The sequence below is a fragment of the Pseudomonas tolaasii NCPPB 2192 genome (genome assembly GCF_002813445.1).
In the GTDB taxonomy this organism is placed as follows: Bacteria; Pseudomonadota; Gammaproteobacteria; order Pseudomonadales; family Pseudomonadaceae; genus Aquipseudomonas; species Aquipseudomonas tolaasii.
Genome location: NZ_PHHD01000001.1, coordinates 4,411,674 through 4,428,105, shown reverse-complemented (window position 1 = coordinate 4,428,105; position 16,432 = coordinate 4,411,674). Strand labels below are relative to the sequence as shown.

Below are 16,432 nucleotides of genomic sequence, written 5' to 3'. Positions count from 1 at the left end.
GGTGAATTATTTGAAACCACGGTGAATTTATTGGGGCTGCTGCGCCGCCCAGCGGGAGCAAGCTCCCTCGCCACGGGAAGCATCTTCGCCATAAGGGCGTTGCACGAAATAGGCGGGATCGCTGCGCTGCTTCCAGATCGTCGGAAGGATCTCTTTGTAGGCCTCAAACAGGTTGGCGTATGGCGGCGGGCAGTCGCTGCGGATTTCCTCATGCAGTTGCGCCAGTGCGTGGAACGGCACCATCGGGTACATGTGGTGTTCGAGGTGGTAGTTCATGTCCATGTAGATGAAACGCAGCACGCGGTTCATATAAATGGTGCGGCAGTTGCTGCGGTGGTCGAGCACGTCTTCAGCCAGGCCCACATGCTGGGTCAGGCCAAACACGTAACCCAGCCAGGCGCCGTAGAGGCTCGGCAGCCCCACCAGCATCAACGGCAGCCAACTGTGCAGGTACAACGCCGTGCCGATGACGACCCCATAAATGCCGACCCAGATGCGTGCCGCACGGAACACCTTGGGCCACTCGGATTCAGGAATGAAATCCCGCTCTTGGTCACTCATCCTGCCAACGGCATGGCGCGCCACGCCGCTGAAGGTCTTCCAGGCGAGCGGCAAATTGAACAGGCTTAAAAACATCATCCAAAAGCTGGGCGGACGCGGCTCGACGATCTCCGGGTCGCGCCCGACCACGATGGTGTCGGTGTGGTGGCGGGCATGGCTCCAGCGCCACACGTGGGGCTCGAAAATACACATGAAGCTGGCGACCTGATAGAGCCCGTCGTTCATCCAGCGGGTCTTGAACGCAGTGCCGTGGCCGGTTTCGTGCCAGCGCGGGTTGGACGCGGTGCCGTACAGCACGCCATAGGCCAGCAAAAACGGCACGCAGGCCCAGGAACCCCAAAACCAGTAACCGCCGACACCCGTGACCAGCAACCCGCTCACCCACAGGGCGGTGTCGCGCAGGGCCGGGCCGTCGCGGCGCTGCATCAGTTCTTTCATGCGTTTACGCGAAATGGGCGATTGGTACCAACTGGCCGACACCAGGCCTTTTTCTGCCGCACGGGCAGCTTCGGGGCCGGTGAGGCTGTAGTCGCGCCGAGCGGGACGGGCGGTGTGTTCAGGCATTGTTATTGTTCTCCGCAAGCGTGGGTTTCAGGTGCTTTGCGAAACAGACGATAGAGAACCGGTTATTGCCCCTCAAGGCCTTGAATCCATTCCCTATCAAGCTATCATCAGGCCCCAGCGCAGCTTGATGGTTTTCTATCAAGGCGCCCAAGGGGCCTGTCATGAACAACAATAAACGCCCAACCATCGCCACTGTCGCCGCCCATGCGGGGCTGAGCGTGGCCACCGTCGACCGGGTGCTGAATGCCCGCGCACCGGTGAAGCCGGAGACTGCCGAACAGGTGTTCCAGGCCGCCGAAGCCGTGGGCTATTTTGCCGCGCGACTGATTGGCCAGCGCATTCGCGAGCGCCGCCCGACGTACCGGTTCGGCATCCTTTTATTGGGCACGGCGCAGGCGTTTTACGCGAACCTCGCGCAGTCGATCAGCGACGCTGCGCACCATCACGCCACGGCCAACCTGACCTGTCAGTTCGAATACATTATTGATCGCACGCCGGGCGCCATCGTCGGGCAAATCGAACAGCTGGCCGTGCAGTGCGATGCCCTCGCCGTGGTCAGCTTCGCCCATCCCTTGATCAACGCCACCATCGCGCAGATTCGCGAGGCCGGTGTGCCGGTGGTGGCCCTGCTCTCGGACATCCACGAACAGGCCGCCGAACCCTACGTGGGCCAGGACAACCATGTGGTCGGGCGCACCATGGGCTGGCTGCTCGCACGAACCTGCGGCGCACGCAAAGGCAGTGTGGGAATCTTGTTGGGCGGCCATCGCTTTCTTGGCCATCAGGCGCGGGTCGAGGGGTTGCATGGCTACCTTGCCGAACAGGCCCCCGGGCTCAAACCGCTGGAACCCTTGATCAACCTGGACAACTGCGACATCACCGAAGAAGCCACCCTCGACCTGATCAGCCGCCACAGCGACCTGCGCGGCCTTTGCGTGGTGGGCGGCGGCGGTGACGGCGTCATCAGCGCGCTGGCGCAGTTGCCCAAGCGCCCGGCGCTGTGCTGCATCCTGCAGGAGTCCACCGAGCTGTCGCGCCAGGCGTTGCGCCAGGGCTTGATCGATGTGGTGATGGATTCCCAGCCGCGCCAGACGGCCACGGCGCTGGTGCAGCTGCTGGTGCAATTGCAGAGCGCCGAAGCGTTCGATCCGGCGCGGCACCGGCTGTACATTGCGCCGCAGATCGTGACTTCGGAGAACATGGGCGGCTGACGACTGTGAAGCCCGCCTTCAAAGCCTTCGCAGGACCTGCCCGATTGTGTGCCTGGCATTAAACGCCAATGATTCCAGGCACATTCAGAGGAGGTCACCATGCCCGCACAACCACAGAAAACCTGGCTTATTACCGGCATCAGTTCCGGCTTCGGCAAGGCCCTGGCCGACGCCTTGCTGGCTGCCGGTGAACGCGTCGTCGGCACCGTGCGCACGCCCGAAGCCATGGATGCATTCGATAACCTCAAACCCGGCTATTCCTTCGCGCGCCTGCTGGATGTCACCGACAGCCTGTTCGTGCCGGCGGTGATCGCCGAGATCGAAAAAAATGTCGGCGCCATTGATGTGCTGGTCAATAACGCCGGTTATGGCTTTGAAGGCGTGCTGGAAGAGTCGTCGCTGGACGATGTGCGCCAGCAATTCGAAGTCAATGTGTTCGGCGCGGTGGCGATGATGCAGGCGGTATTGCCGTTCATGCGCAAGCGTCGTCGCGGGCACATTCTCAACATCACCTCGATGGGCGGCCTGACCACCTTTCCCGGTCTGGGCGTTTATCACGGCAGCAAGTTTGCACTGGAGGGCATTTCCGAGGCGCTGGGCAAGGAAGTGAAGCCGTTCGGTATTCACGTCACCGCCATTGAGCCTGGCGGCTTTCGCACCGATTGGGCCGGGCGTTCGATGGTACGAGCTGAACGCACGATTGCCGACTACGACGCCACGTTTGACGCGGTGCGCGCCGCGCGCCTGGCCCGCAGCGGGCGGCAGGACGGTGACCCGGCAAAAGCCGCGCAGGTGATGATGCAGGTGGTGGCCAGCGCCGAGCCGCCCGCGCATGTGCTGCTGGGCAACGATGCGGTGGACCATGTGACGGCAAAACTCAACGCCCTGCGCGCCGAGATCGACGCCTGGGAGCCGATTTCACGCAGCACCGATTTCACGCCGGCAGCACACTGAACCCAGGTCGATCAACGCGCAGACGGTGTACTCCGGTAGCCGTCGCGCACGACATCAACTGTCAACCAGAAGGAGACAGTGATTAAAATTACAGCCTCTTAATCAATCCAATGGTAACCAGTAACCTTCTTCTCAACGCAAGCGCCCTGCCTCTCGCAGCCCGCGCTCACTTGAGGACGAAATCATGCTGACCCTTCGCAAAGCTTCCGAACGCGGCGCCGCCAACCATGGCTGGTTGAAGTCGTTCCATACCTTTTCCTTCGCCAGTTACTGGAACCCGGCCGAACAGGGGTTTTCCGACCTGCTGGTGATCAACGATGACCGCGTCGCGGCCGGTAAAGGCTTCGGCCAGCACCCGCACCGTGACATGGAGATCTTCTCTTATGTGCTCGAAGGCGCCCTGGAACACAAGGACACCCTGGGCACCGGCTCGGTGATTCGCCCTGGCGATGTGCAATTGATGAGCGCCGGCAGCGGCGTGGCCCACAGCGAGTTCAACCACAGCCACACCCATGGCGTGCACTTTCTGCAGATCTGGATTGTGCCGAATGAAGCCGGCGCCGAGCCGCGCTATCAACAGGAGCACTTCAGCGAGGCGCAGAAACGCGGGCGCTTGCAGTTGATCATCTCGCCCGAAGGCACCGACGGTTCCCTGCACGTTCGCCAGGATGCGCGGGTGTACGCCGGGCTGTTCAACGGCGATGAAAACGCGAGCCTGGATCTGCCGCCGGACCGCCACGTGTATATCCATGTCGCCCGGGGCAGTGTCGAGGTCAACGGCCAGCGTTTGCAGGAAGGCGACGGCGCCCGCCTGCGGGATGAGCGCCAGATCCGCCTGAGCCACGGCGAGGATGCCGAGGTGCTGGTGTTCGACCTGCGCCCCCAGGAACGGCCACAGATGCCTTGACCGTCATTGCGATGGCCCGCCCCAAAACGGGTCATCGCTGGCGTCGATAGTCACCATCAGTGCAATGAAGTTCTCTTAAAAAAACCAGCGCGTAACATCAACTCCATACCCGGCATCACCCCAACTAAAACACTCGGAGCACACCACCATGAAACGCCAAATCTTGCTTAGCCTTGCTTTCTCGGTACTCGCTGCAAATGCTTTTGCCCACCCTGTCGTTGCTGAAGGCGGTTCGGATCGCCTGATGGAAAGCCGTGTGGCTGAAAACGGTTCTGACCGCCTGCAAGAACGCCGCGTTGCCGAAGGCGGTGCTGATCGTCTGCAGGAACGTGGCCTGGCTGAAGGCGGCGCTGATCGTCTGCAGGAACGTGGCCTGGCCGAAGGCGGCGCTGATCGTCTGCAGGAACGTGGCCTGGCCGAAGGCGGCGCTGATCGTCTGCAGGAACGTGGCCTGGCCGAAGGCGGTTCGGACCGTCTGCACAGCAACAACGCGTAACCCTCGCTGCTGGCGAGGTACCCCAAACCGGCCTGATCAGCCGGTTTTTTTTCGCCTCCGATTAATGCAGGTCGCGGTCAACCCACAGCACCGCTTTGCCGATTTGCTGCCGCGCTTCAATGCGTTCGTGTACCTGCTGCACGGTTTCCAGCGTGTAATGCCCCTCGATTGCCACGCTCAACGACCCTTCCAGCATCGCCGCGAATACCGCGTTGGCACGCCGTTGCACGGTGGGTCCGTCGGCCATGTGGTCGGCCAGCCGCGGGCGGGTCAGGAACAATGAGCCGGCCTCACCCAGCTCAATCGGGTCAAGATCGGTCAACGAGCCCGAGACATTGCCGTAATTGACGATCAACCCACGCGTTCGGCAGGCGCGGAAACTGTCGCGCAGTGTGGCTTTGCCCACAGAATCGAATACCACATCGACGCCCTGCCCGCCCGTTGCATCAAGCACACACTCGGCGAACCGGCCTTCGTCATAGGTAAAGGCCTGGTGCGCGCCGCGTTGCAGGGCGATCGTGCATTTTTCGGCGGTGCTGCCGGTGGTGAATACCTGGGCGCCGAGCCGGCGCGCCATCTGCACCAGCAACTGGCCGATGCTGCCGGATGCGGCATGAATCAGGCAGCTGTCGCCAGCCTTGAGTCGTGCGACATCTTCAACCAGATAGTGAGCCGTGCAGCCCTGAAACATCGCGGCAGCGGCCTGATCGAAGGTAATCGCTGCGGGAATCTGCGCCACTTTCTCCATCGGTACATTGGCGTATTCGGCGTACGCACCCCAGGCGATGCACCAGGCCACCCGGTCGCCCACCGCCAAGTGGCTGACACCTGCCCCCACTTCCACCACCACGCCCGCGCCTTCCATGCCCAGGGTGCAAGGCAAGCGCACCGGATAGGTCACCGACTGCGCGTATTTGCCCTGACGGGTATGGATGTCCATAAAGTTGATGCCTGCGCAGGCCACCTTGACCAGCACATGGCCCGGCAACGCGTGAGGTTTGGGAACGTCGTGACGCAATTGCGCAACATGCGGGCCGCCATAAGCTTGCAGGGTGATGGCTTTCATCGGGAAACAACTCCGTTTGCACTGGGAAGCCGCCATGGTAAAAGGGCCGTATCAGCATGAAAATTCCCCAATAACTCACGGTCTCTGTGCGGAAATAACCCGATGTTCGACTGGCAGGATCTGTATTACTTCACCGTCCTGGCGCGCACGCAGTCATTGTCGGCAGCGGCGCGCGAGCTGCAGGTGGAACACGCCACCGTGGGGCGACGGGTGGACGCGCTGGAAAAGGCCCTGGGTCTGAAGCTGGTCGACCGCTTGCCCCGCAGCCGGCCACTCACCGCACAAGGTTTGGCACTGGCCGAACTGGCGGCGGACATGGGTGACATGGCCACTCAAGTGATGCGCCTGTCACGGCTGGCCTCCATCGAAATGGCCGGCACCGTGCGGGTCAGTTGCCCGCCGTCCATCGCCAACCACTGCATCGCGCCCCATATCGCGCGGCTACGCGCGCAATACCCGCTGCTGAACCTGGTGTTGATCCCGTCCACCCAACTCGCCGCCCTGGACAAGGGCGAAGCCGATATCGCCTTGCGCACCGTGCGCCCGGATGAGGATGCGCTGGTGCGGCGCAAGGTTGGTGCGGTGCGCTTCGGGTTATATGGCTCCCCCGAGCTGCAACGACTGCCTGCTGCACAGTGGGCCTTTATCGCCTACGACAGCAGCCGCGACCACCTGCCCCAACAGGCGTGGATGCACCAAGTGCGTGGCGCGCGCCCGATTGTGTTTGCCGCCAGTGAGTTGATCACCCAGCAATTGGCCGCGCGCGCTCACGTTGGTGCGGTGGTGCTGCCCACGCTCGTGGGGGATCACGACCCGTTGCTGACAAGGCTGCCCACCGCCGGCGAAGGCCCGGTGCGCGATATCTGGCTTACGGTTTACCCGGACATGCGCCGCTCGCCGACGGTAAAAGTGGTGATGGAATTTCTGGTGGCGTGTATCGAAGCGCAGGTGCAGCTACGCCGCTGACTGCACGGCAATACGCTTACGCCTCCCGCGCCTTGACCTTCAAGTGCCGCGCATACCAGGGTCGCTGCGGCACGCGTTTGAACAGGCCCTTGAGCAAGTCGTCGTCGGAGCCGAAGGTAATGCGCAGTGCCAGTTTCATGGTTTCCGGGTCCATTTCCATGGAGCGCCCCATCTGCAGCCCCGGCGTGGTGCTGCAGCCATGGGTGTCCGGGCCCAGCCACGGGTCGCCCACTTCAACCCAGCGCCCCGGCGCAAACCATTGCACGCCGTTGACCTCAAGCCGGCTGACTTCACCCGGATTGAAGCGCTCGTGAGCGCGGAACCAGTCCTCGACACGGTCGTCGATCCAGCCATGAAAATGCCAGAACACCGGGTTGACGTGGGACGAGAACGGGTCGCCGAGGAAGTCGTTTTCCGGCGCATACCAGCGTGCGGCAAAGTCCGCCGGGTCGCGGGCAAACGGCACCGGAGCGCCATTGGAGGGGTCGCGCGGCACCGAGGCCCAGCGCATGTGCAGCCAGTCGTGCAGGCCCAGTTCCATTTCCGACCCCAGTTGCCCGAGGGTCAACTTGGCCAGGTAACGCGGGTCACGGTATTGGGACTCCCACACCTGGAAGTTGCTGTGGTAGGTCTCGGCAGCCTTGATATCGCTGACCCACTGGGTGTAATCGGCGTCGTCGGGGGCAGACCAGGCAGGTGGCAGCGCATAGCCGTCACTGTTGTCGAAGTAGCGCACGAACCCCAGGCGGTCCCGCTCCAGCGCCGGTTGCGGTTCAGGAAAAGCCGGCCATGAAGGCAGGTCCTGCATTGAACGCGCGGTGCCGAGCATGTGCCGGTGCATGAAAAAAAAGTCGATACCCGAGCCGTTGCGATCCTTGAGTTTGCCGCGCGCGTCACGCTCCTGGCCACGCGGGCCGGGTTGCCAGCCGATGCCGCGCAGGGCGTCGCGCTTTTCCTCGGAGAGCTTATGCCACTGGTCACGGGTGGCGTGCCACAACTGGTGAAACAAGCGATGTTCGGGGGAAATCAGCCAGGCCAGCAACGTGGGATTGAGGCCAATGCGTTGGCGGGCCTCGGGAAACAGTTGTTTGTGGGCGACGAAACGGTTGTCGCGCTCAGGCAACGCCAGCGGGCGATTCAGGTTCAGGATTTGCCCGCTCAGGGTGCCGCTGCCGGCGTTGCCGAAGTCGGCCCAGACTTCGTCGAGGGTCATCTTGAATTCGTAGGCAGGCGTGCCGTCAGCGCGATCGCGATCGATCAGCCGCCAATACAAAACCTTGCTGTCACCCGTCAGCAAATCACCCAGCACACGGTAACGGGGCTCGGCTTGCGCGCGCAGGTTTTGCGCGGTGTCCAGATAGCCGCGCAGGCCACGGCCACGGGGGGCGATGTCGAGCAGCAGCTCAAGGCCGTGCAGCGGCAAACCTTCCAGGCCGGCGTCGGCGCCTTCAAAACGCAGGTTCCACACGCCGCGCAGCCGGTTGGCCAAGTGCTGGCCGTCGGTGTCGGCGAGGTCCACCGTGGCTTCGCCGGGGGTGATCGGAAATTCTTCGCGCGTCAGCTCGCGATGGGCATAGAAGGCCGCGGGCACCGCAGCGCCGGTCAGCGCCAGGCCTGCGATGAACCCACGTCGAGAGATGGTCATTGTCTACCTTAGGAAACGGCTTGATCAGAGCTAGAACGTTTGCAGCCTTGAAAAATTTACCGCCACCCTCGCCCGCCTAAATTTCCCCGGTCATCGCTCGTTCCTCCCTGATAGCTAAGGCCTCAACTGACTGAGATGGCAATGACAAAACCACGTTCGAAAAAGGCGCTGTACCTGGGCCTGCCGCTGGCATTGGCCGTGTGCGCCGGGGCTGGCTTTCTGGTCTGGGATCACTGGTTCAAGGGCAACGCCGGCTACCCGCTGGAGGTGATCAAGCAAGCCAATGAAATGCAGGACCGTTTGTTGTCGTTCGACAGCCATATCACCGTACCGCTGGATTTCGGCACCGCAGGCAACGAGGCCGACAAGGATGGCAGCGGCCAGTTCGACCTGGCCAAGGCCAGCCGCGGGCGGCTGTCGGGGGCGGCGCTGACCATTTTCGGCTGGCCGGAAATCTGGAGCGGTGCCAATGCGCCGCACAAACCCACCGAAGGCTTTGTCGAAGAGGCCCGCCACGAGCAGGAAGTGCGCTACAAAATCATCTCCGGCATGGTGCGCGACTACCCCAACCAGGTCGGCATCGCCTACACCCCGGACGATTTCCGCCGCCTGCACGGCGAGGGCAAATTTGCGATTTTCATCAGCATGCTCAACGCCTACCCGCTGGGCAATGACCTGAACCAACTGGACCTGTGGACCGCGCGCGGCATGCGCATGTTCGGCTTCAGTTATATCGGCAATAACGCCTGGTCCGACTCGTCGCGCCCGCTGCCGTTTTTCAACGACACCACTGACGCCCTGGAAGGCCTGTCGCCCATCGGCCAGCAGGCAGTGCACCGCCTGAATGACCTCGGCGTGATCATCGATGTGTCGCAAATGTCGACCAAGGCCCTGGAGCAAGTCGCGCAGTTGAGCCGCACGCCGATGGTCGCCTCGCACTCGGCGCCGCGCGCCTCGGTAGACATCCCGCGCAACCTCACCGACAAGGAAATGCAACTGATCAAGAACAGTGGCGGCGTGGTTCAGGTGGTGGGTTTCCCGGCTTATCTGCGCCCGCTGAGCCAGCCGACCCAGGACAAGCTCAACGCCCTGCGTGCACGTTTTGATTTGCCGCCGCTGCCGAACCTGGCCATGGCGCTGATGCCGGGCGATGCGATCATCGCCGCCTGGCCCGAACAGAAGTTCGGCCAGTACGCCAGCGCGCTGTACGCCATTCTCGAAGAGGAACCCAAGGCCACGCTCAAGGACTTTGGCGACGCCATCGACTACACGGTGCGCAAGATCGGCATCGACCACGTGGGCATCGCATCGGACTTCAACGACGGAGGCGGCATCCAGGGTTGGAACAATGTCGGCGAGGTGCGCAACGTCACCGCCGAGCTGATTCAGCGCGGCTATTCCGAAGCCGACATTGCCAAGCTGTGGGGAGGCAACTTCCTGCGGGTGTGGGACCAGGTACAAAAAGCCGCCAAGCCTTTGGCCAACCGCTAATCCGATGCGAAGTGAGTCCATGACCGACCGCCGTACGTTTCTCAAGCAGGCAGGCGTGCTTGTCGCCAGCCTGCCGCTGGGCACCGCCCTGTCTTCCCGGGCCATCGCCGCCACACCCGCCGCCACTCCGTGGGCGGGCCTGAAACAACTGTTCAACCAGGACCCGGACTACCTGCACTTCTCCAATTTCCTCATCGCCTCGCACCCCAAACCGGTGCGCGACGCCATCGAGCGTTACCGCGTGCAAATCGACCGAAACCCGGGCCTGGCGATGGACTGGGACCTGCAGGAAACCTGGAAACGGGAAGGCCAGGTGCGCGAATGGGCAGGCCGCTACCTGGATGCCAAACCGGCACAGATCGCCCTCACCGGCAGCACGTCTGAAGGCCTGGCGATGATCTATGGCGGCATCAAGGTGCGGCCCGACCAGGAAATCCTCACCACGGTTCACGAGCACTATGCAACCGAGTTCAGCCTGAACTTTCGTGTTGCAAAGGAAGGCACCCAGGTGCGCCGGATCAGCCTGTTCGAGAATGCCGCCAAGGTCTCCGTCGACGAAGTGCTGGGCAATATCAAACGCAATTTCCGCCCCAATACCCGCGTGCTGGGCATGACCTGGGTGCAGTCCGGCAGTGGTGTGAAGCTGCCGATCAGTGAAATAGGGCAACTGGTGGAGGAACACAACCGCAACCGGGACGACAAGGACCGCATTCTGTATGTGGTCGACGGCGTGCATGGCTTCGGCGTGGAAAACCTCGATTTCCCGGCGATGAACTGCGATTTCTTCATTGCCGGCACCCATAAATGGATGTTCGGCCCGCGCGGTACCGGGCTGGTCTGCGCCCGCGACAGCGAGAATAAATACGTCACGCCGATGGTGCCGACCTTCTCCGAAGACACCAGTTTCGCCACCACCATGACGCCCGGCGGCTACCACACTTTCGAGCATCGCTGGGCTGCCGACGAAGCCTTCAAGCTGCATCTGCAACTGGGCAAGGCACAGGTGCAGGCACAGATTCACGCCCTCAATACCGAGCTGAAAAACCAGCTGCTGGCCCACCCGCAGATCGAGCTGGTGACACCGCGCAGCCCTGAGCTGTCGGCCGGTTTTACCTTCTTCCGGGTCAAGGGCCAGAACAGCGACGAAGTGGCGGCCTACATGATGAAAAACCGGGTGGTCATCGATGCGGTGGACCGCGATGTCGGCCCGGTGATTCGTACGGCGCCGGGTTTGCTCAACAGCACCGAGGAAATCCAGCGCTTCATGACCTTGCTGACCGCGCGGCTGTAATGAGCGCGCATGACGCGCCCGCTCGCCACAAGGGAATGGCCGCTGGAATGATGCACCTTTTTTACTTGAACGAGATGCCCACATGAATCCATCCCGACTCAAACCCCTGGCCGCCCTGGCCTTGACCGCCGTGTGCGGCGCACTGCTGCCGGGCCTCGCCCAGGCCGCCACGCCGCAACCCGGCAAGGTGTTCAAAGACTGCAAGGACTGCCCGGAAATGGTGGTGTTGCCTGCGGGCACCTTCACCATGGGCACGCCGGAAGATGAAGTCGGCCGCGAGCCGGATGAAGGCCCGATGCACGACGTGACCTTTGCCAAACCTTTCGCCATGAGCCGCTTCCACGTCACGGCCGGCGAATGGGACAGCTATATCCGCCAGACCGGCGTCAAGATTGCCAACGGCGACGACCGCCCTGGCCGCGAGTGCATCGCCAGCAAGCCTCGCTACCCGCAAGGCCCGCGCCAGCCGGCGGTGTGCATGGACATGGACGACATCAAGGCCTACGTGGCCTGGCTCTCGAAAAAAACCGGCCAGCGCTACCACATGGTCAGCGAAGCCCAGCGTGAATATGCCGCTCGCGCGGGGTCCACCGGGCCATTCCCGTTCCCGTTCGACGAAGGCAAGGGCTACAGCATCGCCCAGCACGCCAACACCTACGGGCCGGCGGACGGATACAGCTACTCGTCGCCGGTGGGCAGCTACCCGCCGAACGCGTTCGGCATGTATGACATGCACGGCAACGTCTACGAACGGGTGGCCGACTGCGAGCACCCCAACTATATCGGTGCGCCCACCGACGGCAGCGCCTGGATGGAGCCGAACTGCGAGTCCTATCAGATTCGCGGCAACGACTGGGGCGAGGCACCGGTGTTTTCGCGCTCGGGCAACCGCAACAACATTTACCCGCAGACACGCGGGGACTGGATCGGTTTTCGCGTCGTGCGCGACCTCTGAAACAGCCTGCCCTCCTCGGCCGCCATTAATCGGCGGCCGTCTAAATTAAGCACGCGACCAGACGTTCTACAGGGTATCTGCCTCTGCGACCCAAGGAACCGTCTTCCATGAACCAACCTCCACGCGGCGCCCTTCACGAACTGCTCGTGTTGCTCAAGCCTTTTCGCCTCATTGTCACGCTCTCGGTCGTACTCGGCATGGTCGGCGGCCTGAGCGTGACGGTGCTGCTGGCGACCATCAACAGCGCCCTGCACGCACAGGACGGCCTGACCCAGGGTGTCGTCATGCTGTTCGCCGGGCTTTGCCTGCTGGCGCTGTTCAGCTCGATCTGTTCGGACATCGGCACCAACTATGTCGGCCAGCACATCATCGCCAGGCTGCGCAAGGAACTGGGTGAAAAAGTACTGTCGGCGCCAATGGAACAGATCGAACGCTACCGCAGCCATCGCCTGATTCCGGTCCTCACCCATGACGTGGACACCATCAGCGATTTCGCCTTCGCCTTTGCACCGCTGGCCATTTCCATGACCGTCACACTGGGCTGCCTGGGTTACCTGGCCATGCTCTCGTGGCCGATGTTTCTGATGATGGTGGTGGCAATCATCATCGGCACCGCCGTCCAGTACCTGGCGCAGGGCCATGGCATCAAGGGCTTTATGGAGGCACGCGACGCCGAGGACGAACTGCAAAAGCATTACAACGCAATCGCTGAAGGTGCCAAGGAGCTGCGCATTCACCGCCCGCGCCGCCAGCGCATGTTTGTTTCGGGCATTCAGGCGACCGCAGACTTCATCTGCAGGACCCAGATCAAATCGATCAACACCTTTGTGATCGCCAAGACATTCGGCTCGATGCTGTTCTTCGTGGTGATCGGGCTGGCGCTGGCGCTGCAGTCGTTCTGGCCAAGCGCCGACAAAACCGTGATGAGCGGTTTCGTGCTGGTGTTGCTGTACATGAAAGGCCCGCTGGAGCATCTGATCGGCACACTGCCGATTGTCAGCCGTGCGCAAATCGCGTTTCGCCGGATCGCCGAACTGTCCGAGCAGTTTTCTTCACCCGAGCCGCATTTGATGCTGGCCGACAAAGGCACCAAGGCCAGCCCTGTTCAGCAACTTGAATTGCGTGATGTCAGCTTTGCCTTCCCGCCGGTGGCCGGCAGCGACGCGTTCCGCCTTGGCCCGGTGAACCTGACGATCAATGAAGGCGAGATCATCTTCATCGTAGGTGAAAACGGCTGCGGCAAAACCACTCTGATCAAATTGCTGCTGGGCCTGTACCCGCCACAACAGGGCGAGGTGCGCCTCAACGGGCATCTGGTCAATGCCGAAAACCGCGATGATTACCGTCAACTGTTCACCACCATCTTCGCCGACTACTACCTGTTCGACGACGTGGTGCAGGGTGACCAACATATTCCCGAAGACGCCAACACGTACCTGCAGCGCCTGGAAATCGCGCACAAGGTCAGCGTACTCGACGGGAAATTCACCACCACCGACCTCTCCACCGGCCAGCGCAAGCGCCTGGCGCTGGTCAACGCCTGGCTGGAAGAACGCCCGGTGCTGGTGTTCGACGAATGGGCTGCCGACCAGGACCCGACGTTCCGGCGGATTTTCTACACCGAGCTGTTGCCGGACCTCAAACGCCTGGGCAAGACCATCATTGTAATCAGCCATGACGACCGTTACTTCAACGTGGCGGATCAGTTGGTGCGCATGGAAGCGGGACGCGTAATGACAGAAATGGCCCCGGCCTGAGGCATTGCGCCAAAGCGCGAATTTATTTTTCCGGGTTTCGGACGTTGATGCGTCTAATTGTCATTAACAACAAAACTTGAAAACTGCGCACTACTTTTCTGGAGCATCGAGAGCAATGCAAAGCCCTACCCTGTCCCGAACGCCGCTGGCAAAAGCGATCCGCCCACAACCCGCCCGGCGTGCGGTCCTGCCTGGCGCCCTGTTGGCCCTGTTGCTGCTCAGCGGCACACAAGCCCAGGCTACCCCGGTAGCACTGGATATCCCTGCCCAACCGCTGGCGACGGCGCTGCAGCAACTGGGGAAACAGGCCAACCTGGAAATTCTCTACAGCCCGGATTCGATCAAGGGCCTCAAGTCGGGCGCCGTATCGGGTTCGCTGGAGCCGGGCCAGGCACTGGGCACCATGCTGCTGGGGAGCGGCATGACGTTTCAGATGACAAACAACACCGTGTCGCTGGTGCCGGCCACCGGCGAGTCCGGCGCCTTGCAACTGGGTGCCGTGTCCATCTCCGGCATGGCGCCAGGCTCGACCTCCGAAGGCACCGGTTCTTACACCGCGTACTCCTCCAGCAGTTCGACACGGCTGAACCTGACCCAGAAGGAAACGCCGCAATCGGTGACCGTCATCACCCGCCAGCGCCTCGATGACCAAAAGCTCACCAACCTCACCGAAGTGCTGGAAGCCACACCGGGCATCACGGTATTGCGCGTCGGCGTGGGAGCGGAAAACGACACTTACTGGTCCCGTGGTTTCCAGATCAACAACTTTGAAATCGACGGTGTGCCCACCTCGTCGCGTCTGGACAACACCACCCAGAACACCGCCATGTATGACCGGGTTGAGGTGGTGCGCGGCGCCACCGGCCTGATCAGTGGCTCGGGCACGCCTTCAGCGACCATCAACCTGATCCGCAAGCGCCCGACCGCCGACGCCCAGGCCAGCATCACCGGCGAAGCCGGCAGTTGGGACCGCTACGGCACGGGCTTCGACGTCTCCGGCCCGCTGAACGACGCCGGCAACATCCGTGGTCGCCTGGTGGTCGATTACAAGAAGCAGAACTCCTGGGTCGACCGGGTGAAGTCCGATTCGCAGCTGGTCTACGGTATTTCCGAATTCGACCTCAGCGACGCGACCATGCTGACCGTAGGTTTCAGCTACATCAACAACCAGGTCAACGACCCGCTGCGCACCGGTTTCCAGACCTTCTTCAGCAACGGCAACCGCACCCACTTCGGCCGCTCCGCCAACAGCGCGCCGGATTGGTCGTATAACGACCGCAAACAAACCAACGTCTTCACCTCCATCGAGCACCAGTTCGATAACGGCTGGAGCGGCAAGGTCGAAGTCAGCCACACCCAGAACCAGTTCGATGAGCTGATCAACTACATGAACGGTGATATCGACCAGGCCACCGGCGCCGGGGCCTACCTGTACCCGAACCGCTGGTCCGGCACACCGCGCCAGAACAACCTCGACGCCTACCTCACCGGCCCGTTCAACCTGTTCGGCCGCGAGCATGAGCTGATCGCCGGTGTCACCATGTCGCAGTACAACGAAAACACCCCAAGCCATGGCGGCTGGTTCGGCCCATGGACCGGGTATGACGGCACGGTGCCCAACATCTATAAATGGAACGGCAGCGGCGCCAACCGGCCAGACACCACAACGGTCGGCAAGAGCTACATCGAAGAAAACCAGTATGCGGCCTACCTGACCTCGCGTTTCCACGTCACCGACGACACGGCACTGATTTTGGGCGGCCGCGTGACTGACTGGAAACGTAACAACAAAGTGATCACCTACGCCGACCCTACCCAGAACTCTGAAAGCAAGGAAACCCGCAACGGGGTTTTCCTGCCTTACGCCGGTATCGTCTACGACCTGAACAGCACATGGTCGCTGTATGCCAGCTACACCAAGATCTTCAACCCGCAGGCCTATGGCATCAAGGACGAAAACCGCAAGCCGCTGGACCCTCAGGAAGGCACCGGGTATGAGGTTGGGGTCAAGGGCAGTTTCAACGACGACAAGCTGAACGCCAGCCTGGCGTTGTTCAAGATCGACCAGGACAACCTGGCGGTGTTCGTGCGTGATCCGGACGTCTATCGCTCGGTCCAGGGCACCACCACCAAAGGCGTGGAGCTGGAACTCAACGGCGAACTGAGCGAAGGCTGGCAGGCCTCCGCCGGCTACGCCTACAGCGTCAGCACCGACGACAACGATCAACGTATCGTGACCACCAGCCCGCGCAACAGCCTCAAAACCTTCACCAGCTACCGTCTGCCCGGCATGCTGGACAAAATCACCGTGGGCGGTGGCGTAAACTGGCAGAGCAAGACCGGTATGGACCTGCACAAGTTCGAACAAGGCAGCTACGCAATCACCAACCTGATGGCGCGCTACGACATCAGCAAAAACCTGAGCGCCACGCTCAACGTCAACAACGTATTCGACCGCACCTACTACGCCTACGCCGACAACTGGAGCGTGTACGGAGCGCCGCGTAACTTCATGACGAGCTTCAAATACACGTTCTGATCCTTACCGAACGTCACGCAACAAAAAAG

General features: G+C 61.9%; 13 protein-coding genes. 10 read left to right on the top strand and 3 right to left on the bottom strand.

Annotated elements, in window-relative coordinates; genetic code table 11:
* Positions 1-27: 27 nt before the first annotated feature.
* Positions 28-1,125: a fatty acid desaturase family protein gene (locus ATI14_RS20550; RefSeq protein WP_016969447.1), complete on the bottom strand. Its 1,098-nt coding sequence runs from the start codon at positions 1,123-1,125 to the stop codon at positions 28-30.
* 161 nt (positions 1,126-1,286) lie between these two features.
* Between ATI14_RS20550 and ATI14_RS20545 the strand changes: the two genes are divergently transcribed.
* The 4 genes from ATI14_RS20545 to ATI14_RS20530 all read left to right on the top strand — a co-directional run bounded on the left by ATI14_RS20545 (position 1,287) and on the right by ATI14_RS20530 (position 4,693).
* Positions 1,287-2,336 carry a LacI family DNA-binding transcriptional regulator gene (locus ATI14_RS20545; protein ID WP_016969446.1) on the top strand — a complete coding sequence of 350 codons (1,050 nt, stop codon included), beginning with the start codon at positions 1,287-1,289 and terminating at the stop codon, positions 2,334-2,336.
* Between the two features lie 99 nt (positions 2,337-2,435).
* On the top strand, positions 2,436-3,290 hold the full coding sequence (locus ATI14_RS20540) for an oxidoreductase (protein WP_080520139.1): 855 nt from the start codon (positions 2,436-2,438) through the stop codon (positions 3,288-3,290).
* A gap of 184 nt (positions 3,291-3,474) precedes the next feature.
* Entirely contained in the window at positions 3,475-4,197 is a 723-nt protein-coding gene (locus tag ATI14_RS20535; protein ID WP_016969444.1) for a pirin family protein, read from the top strand.
* A 148-nt stretch (positions 4,198-4,345) separates the two neighbouring features.
* Positions 4,346-4,693, top strand: coding sequence for a hypothetical protein (locus tag ATI14_RS20530; protein ID WP_016969443.1), 348 nt, complete (start codon positions 4,346-4,348; stop codon positions 4,691-4,693).
* A 61-nt stretch (positions 4,694-4,754) separates the two neighbouring features.
* Here the strand turns inward: ATI14_RS20530 and ATI14_RS20525 are convergent, their stop codons facing one another.
* Positions 4,755-5,759, bottom strand: a complete 1,005-nt coding sequence (locus tag ATI14_RS20525) for a quinone oxidoreductase family protein (RefSeq protein ID WP_016969442.1) — start codon at positions 5,757-5,759, stop codon at positions 4,755-4,757.
* A 102-nt stretch (positions 5,760-5,861) separates the two neighbouring features.
* Between ATI14_RS20525 and ATI14_RS20520 the strand changes: the two genes are divergently transcribed.
* Complete coding sequence (locus ATI14_RS20520; RefSeq protein WP_016969441.1) at positions 5,862-6,725, top strand: LysR family transcriptional regulator; 864 nt, start codon at positions 5,862-5,864, stop codon at positions 6,723-6,725.
* Between the two features lie 16 nt (positions 6,726-6,741).
* Here the strand turns inward: ATI14_RS20520 and pvdP are convergent, their stop codons facing one another.
* Positions 6,742-8,370, bottom strand: a complete 1,629-nt coding sequence (gene pvdP, locus ATI14_RS20515; protein ID WP_016969440.1) for a pyoverdine maturation tyrosinase PvdP — start codon at positions 8,368-8,370, stop codon at positions 6,742-6,744.
* Positions 8,371-8,511: 141 nt separating this feature from the next.
* Here pvdP and pvdM point away from each other — a divergent pair, with 141 nt between their 5' ends.
* From pvdM to ATI14_RS20490, 5 genes are all read left to right on the top strand, one after another.
* Positions 8,512-9,861: a pyoverdine-tailoring dipeptidase-like protein PvdM gene (pvdM, locus tag ATI14_RS20510; protein WP_016969439.1), complete on the top strand. Its 1,350-nt coding sequence runs from the start codon at positions 8,512-8,514 to the stop codon at positions 9,859-9,861.
* A gap of 19 nt (positions 9,862-9,880) precedes the next feature.
* Positions 9,881-11,152, top strand: a complete 1,272-nt coding sequence (gene pvdN / locus ATI14_RS20505; protein ID WP_080520138.1) for a pyoverdine-tailoring periplasmic protein PvdN — start codon at positions 9,881-9,883, stop codon at positions 11,150-11,152.
* A gap of 82 nt (positions 11,153-11,234) precedes the next feature.
* The gene (gene pvdO, locus ATI14_RS20500; RefSeq protein WP_016969437.1) at positions 11,235-12,107 is read left to right on the top strand and encodes a dihydropyoverdine dehydrogenase; all 873 of its coding nucleotides are present in this window, start codon (positions 11,235-11,237) and stop codon (positions 12,105-12,107) included.
* 107 nt (positions 12,108-12,214) lie between these two features.
* Positions 12,215-13,864, top strand: a complete 1,650-nt coding sequence (locus ATI14_RS20495) for a cyclic peptide export ABC transporter (RefSeq protein ID WP_016969436.1) — start codon at positions 12,215-12,217, stop codon at positions 13,862-13,864.
* Between the two features lie 115 nt (positions 13,865-13,979).
* Positions 13,980-16,403: a TonB-dependent siderophore receptor gene (locus tag ATI14_RS20490; protein ID WP_016969435.1), complete on the top strand. Its 2,424-nt coding sequence runs from the start codon at positions 13,980-13,982 to the stop codon at positions 16,401-16,403.
* Positions 16,404-16,432 lie beyond the last annotated feature (29 nt).